Origin of the sequence: uncultured Turicimonas sp., from assembly GCF_902477955.1 — a bacterium.
Lineage (GTDB): Bacteria > Pseudomonadota > Gammaproteobacteria > Burkholderiales > Burkholderiaceae_F > Turicimonas.
Genome location: NZ_CABSJB010000014.1, coordinates 44,047 through 60,347, shown reverse-complemented (window position 1 = coordinate 60,347; position 16,301 = coordinate 44,047). Strand labels below are relative to the sequence as shown.

General features: G+C 44.4%; 12 protein-coding genes. 8 read left to right on the top strand and 4 right to left on the bottom strand.

Annotated elements, in window-relative coordinates:
• Nucleotides 1–330: 330 nt before the first annotated feature.
• The 4 genes from RDK53_RS05795 to RDK53_RS05780 all read right to left on the bottom strand — a co-directional run bounded on the left by RDK53_RS05795 (nt 331) and on the right by RDK53_RS05780 (nt 2,594).
• The gene (locus RDK53_RS05795) at nt 331–861 is read right to left on the bottom strand and encodes a YggT family protein (RefSeq protein ID WP_308513693.1); all 531 of its coding nucleotides are present in this window, start codon (nt 859–861) and stop codon (nt 331–333) included.
• A 79-nt stretch (nt 862–940) separates the two neighbouring features.
• Nucleotides 941–1,510, bottom strand: a complete 570-nt coding sequence (gene ampD, locus RDK53_RS05790) for a 1,6-anhydro-N-acetylmuramyl-L-alanine amidase AmpD (RefSeq protein ID WP_308513692.1) — start codon at nt 1,508–1,510, stop codon at nt 941–943.
• Entirely contained in the window at nt 1,500–1,757 is a 258-nt protein-coding gene (locus tag RDK53_RS05785) for a PP0621 family protein (protein ID WP_308513691.1), read from the bottom strand. Before RDK53_RS05785 ends, ampD begins: the two co-directional genes overlap by 11 nt.
• A gap of 9 nt (nt 1,758–1,766) precedes the next feature.
• On the bottom strand, nt 1,767–2,594 hold the full coding sequence (locus tag RDK53_RS05780) for a cytochrome c biogenesis protein CcsA (protein ID WP_308513690.1): 828 nt from the start codon (nt 2,592–2,594) through the stop codon (nt 1,767–1,769).
• A gap of 65 nt (nt 2,595–2,659) precedes the next feature.
• Here RDK53_RS05780 and ffh point away from each other — a divergent pair, with 65 nt between their 5' ends.
• The 8 genes from ffh to RDK53_RS05740 all read left to right on the top strand — a co-directional run bounded on the left by ffh (nt 2,660) and on the right by RDK53_RS05740 (nt 16,139).
• Nucleotides 2,660–4,042 (top strand): signal recognition particle protein, encoded by a 1,383-nt coding sequence (gene ffh, locus RDK53_RS05775; RefSeq protein WP_308513689.1) that lies wholly within the window; start codon nt 2,660–2,662, stop codon nt 4,040–4,042.
• 2 nt (nt 4,043–4,044) lie between these two features.
• Entirely contained in the window at nt 4,045–4,647 is a 603-nt protein-coding gene (gene ruvC, locus RDK53_RS05770) for a crossover junction endodeoxyribonuclease RuvC (RefSeq protein WP_066595516.1), read from the top strand.
• Between the two features lies 1 nt (nt 4,648).
• On the top strand, nt 4,649–5,215 hold the full coding sequence (ruvA, locus tag RDK53_RS05765) for a Holliday junction branch migration protein RuvA (protein ID WP_308513688.1): 567 nt from the start codon (nt 4,649–4,651) through the stop codon (nt 5,213–5,215).
• 12 nt (nt 5,216–5,227) lie between these two features.
• A complete protein-coding gene (gene ruvB / locus RDK53_RS05760; RefSeq protein ID WP_308513687.1) occupies nt 5,228–6,265 on the top strand; it encodes a Holliday junction branch migration DNA helicase RuvB in 1,038 nt (345 codons plus the stop codon).
• A complete protein-coding gene (locus RDK53_RS05755) occupies nt 6,262–6,975 on the top strand; it encodes a hypothetical protein (RefSeq protein WP_308513686.1) in 714 nt (237 codons plus the stop codon). Before ruvB ends, RDK53_RS05755 begins: the two co-directional genes overlap by 4 nt.
• Before the next feature lie 137 nt (nt 6,976–7,112).
• The gene (locus RDK53_RS05750; RefSeq protein WP_308513685.1) at nt 7,113–10,673 is read left to right on the top strand and encodes an exodeoxyribonuclease V subunit gamma; all 3,561 of its coding nucleotides are present in this window, start codon (nt 7,113–7,115) and stop codon (nt 10,671–10,673) included.
• Entirely contained in the window at nt 10,670–14,221 is a 3,552-nt protein-coding gene (locus tag RDK53_RS05745; protein WP_308513684.1) for a UvrD-helicase domain-containing protein, read from the top strand. Before RDK53_RS05750 ends, RDK53_RS05745 begins: the two co-directional genes overlap by 4 nt.
• The gene (locus tag RDK53_RS05740; RefSeq protein WP_308513683.1) at nt 14,211–16,139 is read left to right on the top strand and encodes an AAA family ATPase; all 1,929 of its coding nucleotides are present in this window, start codon (nt 14,211–14,213) and stop codon (nt 16,137–16,139) included. Before RDK53_RS05745 ends, RDK53_RS05740 begins: the two co-directional genes overlap by 11 nt.
• Nucleotides 16,140–16,301 lie beyond the last annotated feature (162 nt).

The window sequence follows — 16,301 nt, the reverse complement described above, 5'->3', positions numbered from 1 at the left end:
CCGATAGCTCAGTCGGTAGAGCGACGGACTGTTAATCCGCAGGTCGTTGGTTCAAGTCCAACTCGGGGAGCCAAATTAAAAGCTCAAATTTTGGTTTGAGCTTTTTCTTTTTGTTTTTGAGAAAATTCCTTTGTTAGATTTTCTTCAAAAAATACCCGGGCCCTCTCCGACGGCGTCTCTCAGCATCAGAGCCGCTGCTTTGCTTTCCTCATTTGCCACAATGTTTAACTTAGAGAGCAGGTGAAATATTTTTCCAGTTGCATTTTTTCTCAACAAAAAATCTTCCTTTTTGGAGAGGAAGATTTTTTGGTCCTGGCAAAGGAAGAAATGTTAAGTTAACGGAGCTAATACAGCTAGGGCAATATTTGCCAAAATAAAAAACGCTAAAGCCGATAAGTCGAGGTTGCGCCAGTTCGGAATAAATTTCTTGAAGGGAGCCAAGAACGGATAAGACAAGAAACTTGTGACTCTGTAAATCTGACCGGAAGGATTCACCCAAGAGAAAATGCAGAAAGCCAAAGCAATCCACATGGCCAGCTCAATTGCCCAATAAACAACAAGTACAGCCGAGCCCAAGATAAAGGGAAAAATACCGAAGGAGCCGCTTCCTACAAGCCAATGGAAGAATTGGTAGAGGACGGCAACGAGGTAGCAAACAAAAATTGAAGGCCAGTCAATGTTTCCTCTTCGTTTGATAAAAGTTGAAGCGGATCTAACTGCCCACTCGGTTAAAGAGTAGCAGAATGCGTACAAAGGATCGTTAGACGGCGTACACATAAAACGCATGTATGCGCGTAAAAGAAGCAAACATCCGAATGCGGAGCAAACTAATTTAAGCGTAAATAAAAATAAACCAAACATCTCTAACCTCCTCTCCTTCCCACAATGTTATTACAGTTTTGGTTCTCTGAGCATCGACGAATACTCTCAAAGAACTCTTTTACTTCACATACGGAAAGGAGATTATTCTGCCATTTTCACAAAGCCGTATCAGACGCAGCCAACTAAAACAAGGACCCGGATCAGTTTTTCGATTCGGAGCTATGTCGCTGTGTCCGGCAACGGCTTTAATAGGATATACATCTGCAATAGCATCCAGCAACGCTGCCAGCCTTTCATATTGAACACTTTCGAACTTGGTGTTATCCGTTCCTTCCAACTCAATACCGATGGAAAAGTCATTGCAGTTCTCTCTGCCTTGAAAACAAGATACTCCTGCATGCCAAGCCCGCTCCTTGCAAGAAACGTATTGCTTGAGTTCTCCGGTTCTTGAAATAAAGAAGTGAGAAGACACTTTCAGATCTTTCAAGTCTTCGTACGAAGGATCTTTGTGACAGTCCAGACATCCCAGAAAAAGAGCGTCTACATCGCCCGTACCAAACTTTCCGGCGGGCAAACTGATGTTGTGAATAACGACTAAGTCGATCGACTGCTCCTCGGGTCTTTCATTGAAAAATGGCGACGGAAGAACTTGCGCTGAATCGCACCAGCCTGAAGGACTAATTTTCATTATTCTTCGGTCCGGCAATCATATGCTGCTTGCAGCAGTAATAATGACCATCCTTATGAATAGCCTCGGCTTCATCCAAATACAACCCGCAATGGTCGCACTGAACCATTTTGTGACCCGGAGTCTTCGTGATGGGATGAGGAGCTCTGTCTTTCTGAGAGTTCTCTTGAATTTGCTTGACTCTCCACACCCTCCAGCCGAAATAAAGGGCGGCTGCGATAACTACGAAAAATAGAATTCTTCCCATAACGCCTTCTTACTGAATCACTTCCTGCACAAATCTAACACCGAAGTAGGAGAGCATGAGAAGCGTGAACCCAATAACGGTCCATCTGGCCGCAAAACGGCCTCTCCATCCCAAGAAGTGGTGTCCTAACAGGAGAATACCGAAAATCATCCACGCCATGATGGTCACAATCGTCTTGTGATCAAGACGGAAAGCTTGTCCGAAAAGTTCCTCTGAAAAAACCAATCCGAAAAGAATAGCAATGGTTAAGGCAATAAAACCGGCCCATATTAAACGGAAAAGAATTTTTTCCATCTCAATGACGCTCGGCATTCTTTCGAAAAGGCTCACCTTGCCTTCTTCCGGTTCGTCACTGAGCTTCTTTTGATGAAGTAAGTTATGAGCCGAAACCAGCAAAAGTGCTTGAACCAATGCCATTGTCATTAAGCTGTAAGCCAAAATAGCCAACAGCAGATGCATGCGGAAAGAGAAACTGGCAGTTTCCGGACCTAACGGCGTTCCCGGAAGAATGATAGGAAGCACCATCGAAACCGCGGCAAGCGGGAGAATGAAAATCAACATCGCTGAAATCTTTGAGAACAAGGTCTCAATCAGCAAGATCAGCGTGCATGTAAAGAGAGTGATAGAAAGTGCTAAAGCCAGACCGAAATGAGGAGTACCGTGAGTAAATAAGGCTTCGTAAATAAGAAAAGCCTGAATCATCAATCCGCCTACAATAACCGGCCGAATCCAAAAGGTATTTTCAGGAGTTTCTGCTTGAAAACTTTTGTAAATACCAAAGGCTGCCGCTAAATACAAAACAGCTGCAAGCACGTAAAATATGGCATAAATTGTCATCTATATGTCTCTTATTATTTGATGACTGTATTGTAAGGCGTAACCATTTAATTAGAATTAAATTCATGCTCGATTCACTGACACAAAGACTTAGCAAAGTTGTTAAGACCATCACAGGCCAGGCCCGCATTACGGAGTCCAACACCCAGGAAATGCTCCGGGAAGTTCGAATTGCCCTGCTTGAAGCAGATGTCGCCATCCCGGTCGTTCGAGATCTCATTAAGCGCATTAAGGAAAAAGCGCTGGGCGAAGAAGTCGTAGGTTCTTTAACTCCGGGGCAGGCTTTAGTCGGCATCGTTCATAAAGAACTCACTGAAGTTATCGGAGGCAGCGACACTCCGCAGCAAAGAGAACTTAATCTTGCCACTCAGCCTCCGGCCGTACTTTTATTGGCCGGCTTACAGGGTGCAGGTAGAACAACTACGGCAGGTAAGCTCGGCCGTTGGCTCGTCAAAGAAAAGAAAAAGAAAGTATTAGCGGTCTCCACCGACGTCTATCGCCCTGCCGCTATCGAACAGTTGAAGACGGTTTCTGCTCAGGCAGAGATTGATTTCTTCCCGAGCCAGCCGAACGAAAAGCCTTTAGATATTGCCGAAAGAGCTTTGGACTATGCCAAACGCCACTTCTACGATGTTCTGATCGTCGATACCGCCGGCCGCTTAGCTATCGATGAACAGATGATGAACGAAGTCTCTGATCTGGAGAAAAATCTTCATCCGATCGAAACCTTGTTCGTAGTTGATGCTATGGTCGGTCAGGATGCCATCAATACCGCAAAAGCCTTCGGTGAAAAGCTTCCGTTAACCGGCATCATCTTAACTAAGGTTGACGGCGATTCCAGAGGCGGCGCTGCCCTTTCCGTCCGATTTGTCACAGGCAAACCTATCAAGTTCATCGGTGTCGGTGAAAAACTCACCGGCTTCCAAAGATTCGAACCGGAAGCGATGGCAGGCAGAATCCTCGGCATGGGAGACATTGTCTCCTTGGTTGAAGACGTTAAAAATGCCGTCGATGTCCAAAAAGCTCAGAAGTTCGCTGAAAAAATCAAAAAAGGCGATGACTTCGACTTGGAAGACTTCAAAGAACAAATCGCGCAGGTTAAAAATCTCGGAAGCTTCAGTTCTCTTATCGAAAAGCTTCCGGCTCAATTCGCTCAAGCTGCGGGCTCCATTGATGATGCGCAAGCTAATAAGATGGTTGCTCGTACCGAAGGCATCATCAACTCAATGACGCCGAAAGAAAGACGCAAGCCGGAAATCATCAAGGCCAGCAGAAAGAGAAGAATCGCCGCAGGAGCCGGTGTCAGCGTGCAGGAAGTCAATAAGCTGCTGAAACAATTTGAACAAAGCCGCGACATGATGAAAATGATGAAGAAAGGCGGCATGGCTAAGATGATGCGCGCCTTTAAGAGCTTCGGCGGCCGTTTCCCGGGCATGGGAGGCTTTTAAGCTTGGAAACGCAGGCTCTTAAAATTCTGGGGATTGACCCTGGCTTGAATCACACCGGTTACGGTGTGATTGCCTATCTGCCCGGAAAGATAACCTTAGTAGACTCCGGCGTACTTAACGTCCCGAAAGGCGAACTTTATGAGCGTCTGGCTTACATCTATAAAGGGTTAGCCGAGATAATTGAAAAAAACCGGCCTGCTGTTTCCGCTATCGAAAAAACTTTTTTGAATACAAATGCTCAGTCGAGTATGTTGCTGTCACACGCTCGCGGAGCGGCTATCTGCGCAGCAGCTGTTCAAGGTTTAGAGTGCCGTGAGTTCAGTACTCGAGAAATCAAGAAATCGGTTACGGGTTACGGCGCCGCTGAAAAACAACAAATCCAGGAAATGGTCGCTCGTCTCCTGCGCTGTGAGGATAAGAAATTCTCAGAGGATGAGGCGGACGCTATTGCGGCAGCGATCTGCTACGCAAATACAAAAATTATTCTTGGAATGCTTCCTGCACAGAAGAAACTTGGTGTCAGCGGCACTGCAGTTGCAAGAAAGGGATCGAGCTCCTCACGTGTCAGAGGACAATGGACAAAATTAGTCGGAGGATTGAAATAAATTGATCGCATCGTTGAATGGTAAGTTAAAAGAAAAGAACCCTCCTGAAGTGGTTGTTGAGTGCTGTGGTGTGGGTTATCAGGTCGATGTTCCGATGTCGACTTTCTACAATCTTCCTGAGATCGGAGAAACTGTCCAGTTATACACAGCTTTCATTGTCAGAGAAGATGCTCAGCTTCTGTTTGGCTTCTTGACCAAAGCTGAAAAGGCACTTTTTCTTCAGCTGTTAAAAGTCACCGGCATTGGCCCCCGCACTGCTTTGGCTATGCTTTCCTCCATGTCCGTTGCCGATCTCGGGAATGCCATCGCCAATGGGGAAACCGCATTGCTGACCAAGATTCCTGGCATCGGCAAGAAAACTGCCGAGCGCCTTGTCCTTGAGTTAAAAGATAAGATCGTCGCATCCGGACCGGTTACAGCTCTAACTTCTTCTCAGGCGGATATTCTTTCTGCCTTAACGGCCCTCGGCTTCAACGAACGTGAAGCAAGAGCAGCACTGAAGAATCTGCCGGAAGGAGTTGATACCTCTGAAGGCATTAGACTGGCCCTTGTCCAACTCGCAAAATAGATTCGTTAAAAGATGACAGAACAACAAGACAGAATCGTTTCCTCTGAGAAAGTATCCAAGGAAGACGTTGTCGACAAAGCCTTACGTCCCACACGCTTAAAAGATTATGTCGGGCAAGACGCCATCCGTGAACAGCTGGAAATTTTTATTACTGCAGCAAAGAACCGCGGGGAGGCTCTCGATCACGTTTTATTATTCGGTCCTCCGGGCTTAGGCAAAACAACGCTCTCCAATATTATTGCTAATGAGTTAGGTGTGAATCTGCGTCAAACCTCAGGGCCGGTCCTGGAAAAGGCCGGTGACCTTGCGGCGATGCTGACCAGCTTAGAGCCGCATGATGTCTTGTTTATTGACGAAATTCACAGACTTTCACCGGTAGTGGAAGAAATTCTTTATCCCGCCTTAGAAGACTTCAAGCTCGATATCATGATCGGGGAGGGGCCGGCGGCCCGCTCCATCAAAATCGACCTTCCCCATTTCACATTGGTAGGTGCCACAACACGAGCCGGCTCTCTGACAAAGCCTCTGAACGATCGTTTTGGAATCCGCTCTCAGCTTCAGTACTATTCTGCGCGAGATCTGACTTCCATTGTTCTTCGTTCCATGAAGCTTCTCAATATGCCGGCCAATAAAGAAGCAGCTGCTGAAATTGCGAAGCGTTCCCGCGGAACTCCGCGAATTGCCAACCGACTTCTCAGGCGCATCCGCGATTATTCGGAAGTACGCCACAACGGACAGTTATCCGCAGAAATTGCTAAAGCAGCTCTCACTATGCTGGAAGTCGACCCTATCGGGCTCGACAGCCTGGATTGCCAGTTCTTGCTGTCCATTATTGAAAAGTTCCAAGGCGGTCCCGTCGGCATTGAAAACTTGGCATCTTCCGTCGGAGAAGATTCCGAGACACTGCAAGATATGGTAGAACCATACCTTATCAAGGAAGGTTTTGTGCAGCGCACGCCTCGCGGAAGAATTGCAACCGCAAAGGCATACAGCCACTTTAACCTTACTAAGAACGTTCGTTCCTATTCTGATTTATTTGACAACTTATGAGCATTAATCCAAATTCCGAAGACGTCCAACTCAACAATCTGTTGAACGCAAATAAACCTTATACATTCTCGGTCAACCGCTCAACGCTTGTTGAACAGGCCAGACAAGTATGGAATGATGTTGCTGATTTAGAGGCCGATTTCTGTCCTGACAATTTTGCTCAGGCGTCCATTACCATGCATCCGGCCTACTCTTCGCGAACCGATTTTCCGGACAAATTCCTTCAGCATTGCGGATTGTTCTGCGTCGGCACACGCAAGGTCTCTGTTTTCCCTCGCATCTCAATGATTTCCGATGACCCGCAGGAAGAAAACAGTATCGCTATTATCGTTTTAGCGAAGAGACAGACTTACCAAGCTCTTGCCGGACAGTTAGAAAAAATTGAAGAACCGAGTTTGGTCGGACAGCAATTCATGACGATAGAAAGCATCGAAGCCGTCACCGCTTACGATCGCATGAATGTACCTAATGACTACTTCACCAACATTTATTTAGTCGGGCTTTATGTTCGTCCCGGTATGACCGTAGACGAAAGCCGCAAGGAATTTGTCGAATATGCCAAGAAAAACGGCTTTGAAGTAAACCCTGACTTTAACTTTGAAAAAGACGGTCTTTACTACACTCTCATCAAAGGAGAGAGATATAAGCTGGACTGCATCTCTGAGAATCCCTTTGTTTCCTGCATTGAGGTACCTCCGTTAAAGGCTTAAAGTCTTTCTTCAGACATACTTTGACGCATTAAGGCGTAAAAAGAAAGTAGAGATCGTCCGTTCATCTTTGCGGATTGACGACTCTGCTTTTTCTTATTTGGTTCAGCATCAACAGAAGTCTTTAAAAAGGTTTCTTTATGATTCACACGATTTACTGCAATGTTTACGAAGGGTTAGAAGCCGCTTTGGCAGAAAACGTCTTTCAAGACTTAGAAGCAATGGCTGGAGATCCATCCCGCATATTCGAGAAAATTGAAATTATCCCGGCTTCGTCGGCCATTGAAGACAGACTCGCTCGCAGTCTTGCAGATAAATTTTCTATTCTTCCGGGAATCAGATTTTGCTCAATTTTTGATTGGCTGAAACCTTTCATGGGTGCAACCTTCCGTCCCGGCTCCATCGGCACTTCGTTGGACTGGCAGATTTGGAATATCCTCAAAAACCCAAAATTCTTTGAAGAATTAAAAGCAGTAGTTCCAGAGACCTCCTATGCGCGGCTTGAGACCTTTCTTCACCGTAACGCCGAACCTGAACTCCGAAACATTAATCTGATTGAATTTTGTTATCAAATGAGCCGGCTCTATGCCACCTATGGCTCATTCCGCATGGACTGGTTATTAAATTGGATTGATGAGAAGTCTTTTCCTCTGCCCGCAGACAAAGCCCTCGCCATGAAGGAACAACCTGACTATTACTGGCAGAGGAATCTCTGGGAGAGAGTCGCCAAGGCTGGAAAGACAAAAGATCTTCACAACCTGTTAAAAATAAAAGATACTCTGCAGCACTTCCATTTCGAACCGAAAGACAAAGGGAAATCGCTTCATTTCTTCATGCCGTTTTCTCTGCCTCCGATACTTCTGCCTTTCTTGAAAGCTTTTGCGGAAGACAAAAATGCTCCTCAGCTCTGGCTTTACATAATGAACCCTTGTGCGGAGTATTGGTTTGAGTCCATGCCAATAGAACTGTTCGACTGGAGCAGCAAAGAGGATTGGGATGAAAAAGCTCAGAAGTTTCTTACTGCCAACAGTCCGTCTACCCGAGCGATGATCGATCGTTTGTATCGCTTCCTGAATGTGGATAACGGAGAAGTCATTGAGACGGATGCTATCGAGGAGCAAGAGGTTCCTAAACCGACTAAACCGGCGATTAAACGAAACCGGGCAAGAATCGAAGACTTAAGCAAAAAATTTGATCCCCTCTCGCCCGAATTAAAACTCTTCACTTCCGAAGATGTTCAGGCCTACTATTTCCAGCAACCGCAGGACAGTTATCTGCACAAATTCCAGAACTCCATTCTATTTATGGACTCCTCAAAGCTGCCGACAGAAGCAGATCCTTCTGATGAGTCTTTAAAGGTATTTAAAGCTCCCTCTTTTCCACGAGAAATTGAAGGAGTAATCGATTGGATTCATTATCGGTTATCGTCCGAAAATAAAGACGGCGAGAAAAAGCTCAACCTCTCCGACATTGCCGTTATTGTTCCGGACATTGAAAAGGCAACACCTGCTATTGAAGCTGTAATGGGAGCATTGCCCAACAACCTTCGACTGCCTTATAAGATTATCGGCAATTCCATTGCAGATACTTACCTCTCTCTGGCAGCTATCTTAGGGTTTGGGAAATTATTAAACTCCCGATTCAATGCTGCAGATTTAGAAGAATGGCTTGAACTGCCGATTAACTTAGAAAGATGGGATCTTTCTCTCTCAGACATTTCCGTTTTATCTACCTGGCTCAAGGCAGCTGGATTCCGCTTCGGCTTATCTCAGGAGCATTTAAAAGATTTAAATCTGGATGCATCCGACGGAACATTAGATCAGGCCGTCGAGCGCCTGACCATGGGCTATTTCATTAACCCTATTGAGAAAAATACTTTCGGAGATGTTCTTCCTGTATTTGGAGATGAGAAAGGCGGTTTTGACTTAGTCACAGATGGGCGCGGCAAACTCTTCAAAACGATTGTAGCTTTGTCCGAATCTTTAGAAGAGACAAGAAAAGAATTATTCAAAGACGGCGGTTTAAAGACGCCTCAAGAATGGCATGAAATCATTTCCGGTTGGCTGAATCAGTATTTCGTCACAAATGAAACCCCGCAGGAAATTCTCAGCTTCCGAAGCAGTCTACAAAGATTATCAGGCGCTATGCAGGAAGGCCTCGAGGAAGGGACAAAAGTTCCTTTTTCCGTTATCTGGAACGTTATCGAAACTCATCTGAGAAACACTCCAAGTCTTGCTCAACCCACTGGTTCCATTACCTTCTCGTCCGTACAGGAATTAAGAGGGTTGCCTTTTAAAGTTATCGCACTTTGCGGCTTTGATGAAAACAGCGGTTTCCCGGGCAGTTCTTCCCATCAAGAGTTCGACCTCATGGGAGTAGACCAGCTCAAGAGAAGAGCCGACAGAGACAGCCGAGAAGACAATAAAGCGAGATTTTTGGATATTCTTTTAGCTGCGAGAAAGAATTTAGTTATTTCTTATACGGTTGGAACAGATCCGGTGACCGAGACAAATCCTTCGAGCGTTGTTCAAAATTTCAAGAACTACTTCTTATCGAACGCTCTTACCGGAGAGAAGGGAAAGGACAAAGCGAAAGAACTATGGGAGTCTGTTGAAGTCAAACTTCCTCTGAATTCCTTCTCTGAAAAAAATTTTAAGAAGACTTCTTCACGTCCTTGGCTCAGTCCAAACTCCTCAATGCTCCAATCCATTTTGAAAGCAAGGAGTGCCAATTATTCTTTACCTCTTCCGGCTATCGGAGGAACTCCTATTCCCGATACCAGTCTGGGTCTATCTATCGTTCATAAAGGGAGCTTATCGGCCTCCGAGCTTATTAAGTTCCTCTCTGATCCAGATAAGTATGTGTTGAAGAAACACAAGCTGGATATTTATTCCGGACAAGAAGAAGAGGAATTTTCCTGGCTTGCTCCGAATGATGCGTTATCTCTCACCCTAAGGAAGCGGAAGTACTTGAGAGAATTAGAAGAAGGTTATAGTGATGATGAACTGACTCGTCAGCGTTCATTAGATCCCTTAAACGGAATTAAAGATGTTCGTCTTTCAAGTACAAACGATGCGTGGAGCAATGCAGAACTTGTTCATGCCAAAAAACTTGAAAAAATTAAAAAATTTAAACTCTTTCCAGTGACCGAAGGAGTTGTCCTTAAATTTGATAAGCCTTCTTGCAGAATCACACAAGTCACGGATTCTCCTCTAGAGGTCTATACCGATCATCAAAATAGATATGTGATTTTTGATGACAATTCTTCAGCCAGCCAAACTGACAGGCTGCAACTACGTGCGGATATCTGGACAGCTGCAAAGAAACCAACCATGGTGATGAGTTTAGTAGCGGATCCGAAAACGGAAGCAGCGCAGGAAGACTATTTTCTTTTAGCTCTCGATCAGCTTCCGGATGTAATTTTCGAAGAAAATAAAGAAGATGTTAAGCAAATGGTGCGTCTCTTTGATCTTTCAAGGCGTTTTTCTCTCGGACTGACACAAGAAAAAACACAGACTCTCTTATGGACAGGATTTGATCATACTGCAGCCTGCGCGTGCTCAAAACCTATTTGGGCGAAACTATTTCCTAAGTCCAGAAATTCCAAGAAAACGGCAACGGACGTTGGCCGCTTTCTTGAGGAAGACATTGATGAACTTCAGCAGATCATCGAATCTCAGATTTTGAAGGAAGAAAGATGAAAACATTAAATGTCTTTGACCCCATTCATACTTCTCTTACAGAACCTATTCTGATTGAGGCTAGCGCCGGAACCGGGAAAACCTATTCTTTGATGCATCTTCTGCTCCGATTAATCGTTGAGAAGAGAATTGATATTGAAAGAATTCTCATTGTTACGTTTACGAAAAACGCAACTTCTGAGCTAAGAAACCGTCTCCAGCAGGCTCTTCTGAATATCTTAGAAATCTTTCAAAATGAAAGCAGTTGGAAGCAAGAATTAGACAAACTTGAAGATGAGACCTTAAAAAGCCAAATTGAATTATGGGTTCAAACCGGTGCAATTACTCCGGAGTCTATCCGTGAGACCGTGACCGAAGCTTTATCCAAAATCGAAGACGCTTCAATCTTTACCATCCATAGCTTTTGTCAAAGAATGGTAAAAGACTGCTCTTTCTCTTCCAGGTCAGACTCGGATGCGGAAATCGGAGATACTTCCGGCCTTATCTCTGAAGTGGTTGACACTTTTGTCAGGAAAGAAATAAAAAACGTAAACCTGATAGATCAAGTTGGCTTCCTAAAATACCCGGGGTTTTCAAAGATTTTAGAGAGAGTTTCAGCTTTGTCAGTGAGATCTCCCTGCTCGCAGTCCATTATCTTTGACAATACTATTTCTTTTAAACAGCATCTCGAAAAGTTTAGAGACGAAGCTCCTGCACTTCTTAAAAAGCTTAAAGCAGCAGCTAGAACTGTCACTTATGATGATCTCCTCGTGGAGATGGAGGCTAGACTTGATAATCCTGAATTCGTTAAAGCTGTAAGAGAGAAGTTTGATGCCGTCCTCATTGATGAGTTCCAGGATACGGACCCTCTTCAGTACACTATTTTCTCTGAACTATTTCTAAAAGCTCCGGAAAGGCAAATTCCGGTAGTATTCGTGGGCGATCCTAAACAATCTATCTACGGCTTCAGATCTGCCGATTTAGACACTTATTTGGATTCGAAGAAAGACATCAAGAATCACCTTTATCTGAAGAAAAACTTCCGTTCTACCCCGGGTCTCGTGGCCTCAATCAATACTTTCTTCGGCCTTAATTCTTCAGCTTCGGGCATCGGCAGCTTCTTAAACAGCAAAATTCAATACACAGATGTTGAATTCAACTCATCCAAACTTCCTCTTTTCGAGCGCACGTCCGATGGGAAATTTATTCCTCTCTCTTCCTTTGAAGTTTGGCGCTGGTCATCGCAAGAGATCGACCCCTCTAACGTCAATGTATTAGAAAAGTATGAAGATTTCTTTCTTGCCGAAAAAATCAAATCACTGTTGGAAAAAGATATAAGAGTGGGATCCAGCCTGCGTAAATTAAAACCCAGTGACATCGCAATTTTGGTTCGAAGAAGGAAAGATGCTGACGGACTCATGGAAGAGTTAACCAAGCGTCAGATCCGTTTTATTATTCAAAGCGACGAACGAGTTCTAGAGAGCCAAGAGGCTCAAGACATTGCAGCTATTTTGAGTGCAATGGAGAACCCTAAATCCTTGTCGGCAATGACGAAAGCCCGAGTAACCCCAATCTTCGGCCACTCTATAAAACTTATTGAAGAAGATGTCCAAGCAAGTTTGCTTGCACGTGAAAGAATCGAAAAAGCCAATGAGAGAGCAAAAAAATACGGTGTACTCGCTGCTTTTACAGAACTTTTTAAAGAATTCGAAGTTGAGGAACGCCTGCTGCCTCAAATTAACGGCCAAAGAGCATTAACAAACTATCGCCATATCCTTGAGCTTCTCCATGAAGAAAATAGAAAAATTAAAACTGTCTCAGGACTTTTGCGTTGGCTCGACCGAAAAGCCTCAGATGGGGCCGATCAAGAAACATTAAGGCTTGAGTCTGACTCTGATCTCGTCAGGATAGAGACCATTCACAAAAGTAAAGGACTTGAATATCCTGTGGTCATCCTTCCGAGAACTGTTTTTATGGCAGGGAAAAACGTAGTTTCTGAGGTAAATGAGATTGTTAATGGCGTTAAAGTTCGAAAATTTCTCGCCGAGGCAACCCAAATCCGTTCTTATTTAGAAGGTAAAAGCTATGCCTACGAGGAAGAACAAATGGAAAGGGTACGGTTGCTCTATGTTGCTATGACTCGGGCCTCCTCCTTGTTGGTACTTCCTATGTTTTTTAAACAGACCTCAAAATACTCAAAGCTAAAAGGAGAAAAGGAAACTTTCCCAGGTTTGCACGGAAATTACACCAAGTCCTCTACCCTCCAGGCTTTGACTGGCTCTTTTGAGCCGGATAAATATATCGGTCCCAAAACTCTGTTTAAAACCCTTGATGAAGAGTTAGAAAAAAACAATGTTCCCGTGAGAGATGCATTATTAGAAGGAACAAAAAAACTTTCCGACGACTTTATTATTCCGGACGATTATTCCGCTTCCTTAATTAGAAATTTCTCAACCCTGCTCTATCCGGATTTGATACCTTCGCCATCGCGTCAGGTTCAAACCAAAGAACTTACGGAAGAACTGACCGCCTCAGACCTATCGGTCGGTCAGGCGTATCCCATTTTCTCAGCAGAATGGATCCGGACAAGCTTCTCTGCTTTGTCCAGAGGTATCGAGGTTCTGCCTGAAGAATCTCCAGCCATAGACGAACTTCCTTCTAAAGATGAAATCGAAGAAGAAGTTCAAGTCATCGAAGCTCAAGATAATCTGCGTTTTAAAAACCCAAAACTTTCGGCAGCTGCATACGGAGATTTTCTGCACCGTTTGCTTGAAGAATTAGATTTCAGAACCGCAGATATAAGCAATCCTGAACGTGAAGATGTCTTAATTCCGTTCGTCAAAAATCGTCTTCTTTCCAATGCGATTGAGACAGAGGTTTCAGAAGGTGAGAGCCTAGAATCTGCAGTTGATGCCCATACGGCAGCTTTAGTCGAAATGATCACCGACGTGATGAACGTCAAAGGAATTCCCGGGCTGGAAAACTTTAGTCTGTCGCAGTTAGAGTCGGATAAGAAGATAGCTGAAATGGACTTCATTTTATCTAACCCGGCAATTTCGGAGGACAGCCATCGTCTTACCGGCAAACAGCTCGGAGAGACTCTACGCCGCTTGGATCCTCGATATCCCGGACTGAACTTAAGTGAAGAACAGATTAATGGTTATTTGATTGGTGCGATTGACCTAATCTTTTTCGCTAAAGGTAAGTTCTGGGTTATCGACTGGAAAAGTAATTTCCTAGACGAGAACCCGTCTAACTACACTAAGTCTCTCCTTGATCAGGCGATGGACAAAAAGCACTACAAACTTCAATATCTTCTTTATCTTGTAGTTCTTAAGCGATACCTGGAGACTCGGTTTAAAAGCAATGATGTGTATGACCTCATAGGAGGAGCCGCTTATTTCTTTTTACGCGGCATCAAGGCATCTAATCCTTCTCAGGGGATCTACTTCGATAGACCCAAAAAAGAAGTACTTGACTGCTTGGATGAAATCCTGCGGAACGGATACAGCGAAGAAATAGTTCAAAAATACGAAACCGAGCTCAAAGGAGGAAACCATGCAGAATGATTGGACACCCGAAGAAGCTGCTCTTCAAGGCATTAAAAACGCCCTTTATCGAGTTGCGGTTAGAAAAAATCCCTCTAAGGACGCCACACTTTTGAAGGACACTTTAGAGAAGTTCCTTCAGCTGTGGAAAATGGAAGAAGAAAAAGGAGGCGTATGTGTCGCCCTGTCTCCTACACAGGAAAAAGAACTCGGTGTCCACATAATGGAGGACTTCGGTCTGGCATATAACGTTTCGGGTTACAGCGGTAATCCTCATCGAAACTTCGGTATTCCTGCCGTCCCGTTTCTTATAGACAGAAGTGAAAAAAAGCAAACGAGAATCTATTCTCACACCAACTTCTTTCATGAAGCACTTCTAGGACGCAAGCTAATTCAATTGGCTTCCAGAAAGGTCGAAATCCGCCCAGAATCCAAAAAACTTGCCGACTACTTTCAAAGCCAGGACATTTATGACCGTCCTAACAAAGAGCAATTTCAGGCTATTCAAAAAGCTTTAAGCAATAATCTCAGCATCATTTCGGGAGGTCCGGGCACCGGCAAGACCTCGTCCGTTGTCCGAATTTTAGAAGCTCTCTTAGAGGGGCAGCCGGAAGCTAAAATCTATGTTACAGCGCCAACCGGTAAAGCAAAAAGCCGATTAATTGAAAGCTTAATTGAGAGGCCGAAGATTTTCCCGAACGTTGATCGAGCTTATAAAGATAACCGGCTTCTGGCAAATACCATCCATATGTGGCTTAGCTCGCCTACGGATGAAGGAAGCCGTCCTGATGAGACGCATTGTTTAGAGTGCGATATTCTCGTCATCGATGAAGCTTCCATGATCGACAGTGAGATCGCATTCAACTTATTCAATGTTATCGATACTAAGAAAACCAGAGTCATTATCCTTGGCGATATGTACCAGCTGGCTGCGGTCGGACCAGGTGCGGTGTACGCCGACATCTCTTCTCCCGACAATGCTCTTAAAGACATTCTGACAGAGTTAAAAGAAAGCCATCGATTCAAAGGAAGCTCCGGAATCGGATCTTTATCAAAACTCATCAATCAAAATACCGAAGACGAGGAGCACCAAATTTCTGAAATTCTTCGTCTTCTAAACAATCACGGCCCCTTTGTTAAGAAGACTGGCGATGCAGGTTCAGCCACAACCGAGGATATTTTTCTCAGCACTGACTTAAAGCTGAATCCGAAAACGGCCTTAACTTCGGAAGCTGAAAAATGGATTGCAGAGAACATGGGCCGATATTCGGATTCCGTTCAAAATATTCTTTTATCTGAGAATGTTGTAGAAGAAAAAGAATTAGAAAACTTATGGCATGTGCTCAATTCTTTCAAGCCTATTGCCGCCGTGAGAAAAGGCCCCATGAGCGTTCAAGCAGTCAATAATTACTGTCAAAAGTTACTGCTTTCAAGGCTGCACTGTCCGGATAACTCTTCTGAGTTTTATCCGGGAAAAGTAATTATTGTCAGAAAAAATGACCTCTCCTTAGGAGTTTCCAACGGAGATATTGCAATTATTTTTGAAGATAAAGAAATTCCCGGGCAATGGAATGCTTACATCGGCGATACTAAAAAGATTTTGAAGGCTCAGCTGCTGCCGGAGTACGACGTTGGCTTCTGCATCACTGTCCATCAGTCTCAAGGTTCCGGATACGACAATATTGGTGTATTTATGCCGTTCATCGACGGAGATAATGCAGAAAACACGCAAGCAATCGGACTGGCAACCAGAGAGCTTCTTTATACGGCGGTGACCAGAGCAAAAACATCTTGTTGGATTTTCAGCAGTATTGAAGTCCTTTCTCGTTCCATTCGTACGCGAACTAAGAGAAACGGGGGTTTAGCTTACAGATTGAAGGAGTTTTCGACAACGGCGGCTAAACCTCTTGTTACTGAAAATCTACTGCTGGATCTTTGAGTCCTTTGCCAGTTCCCCTTCGATTCCTCCTTTCTGTAAATAGGTGCACCGAGCTGTGCACCTATTCTCTAGATTTACCGCCTCGGCAATGCTCATTTAAGAAATATGACTGCTGCCACTTTTCCTTAACTTTCTATCAGGACGTACTTTTGAACAGCGTTT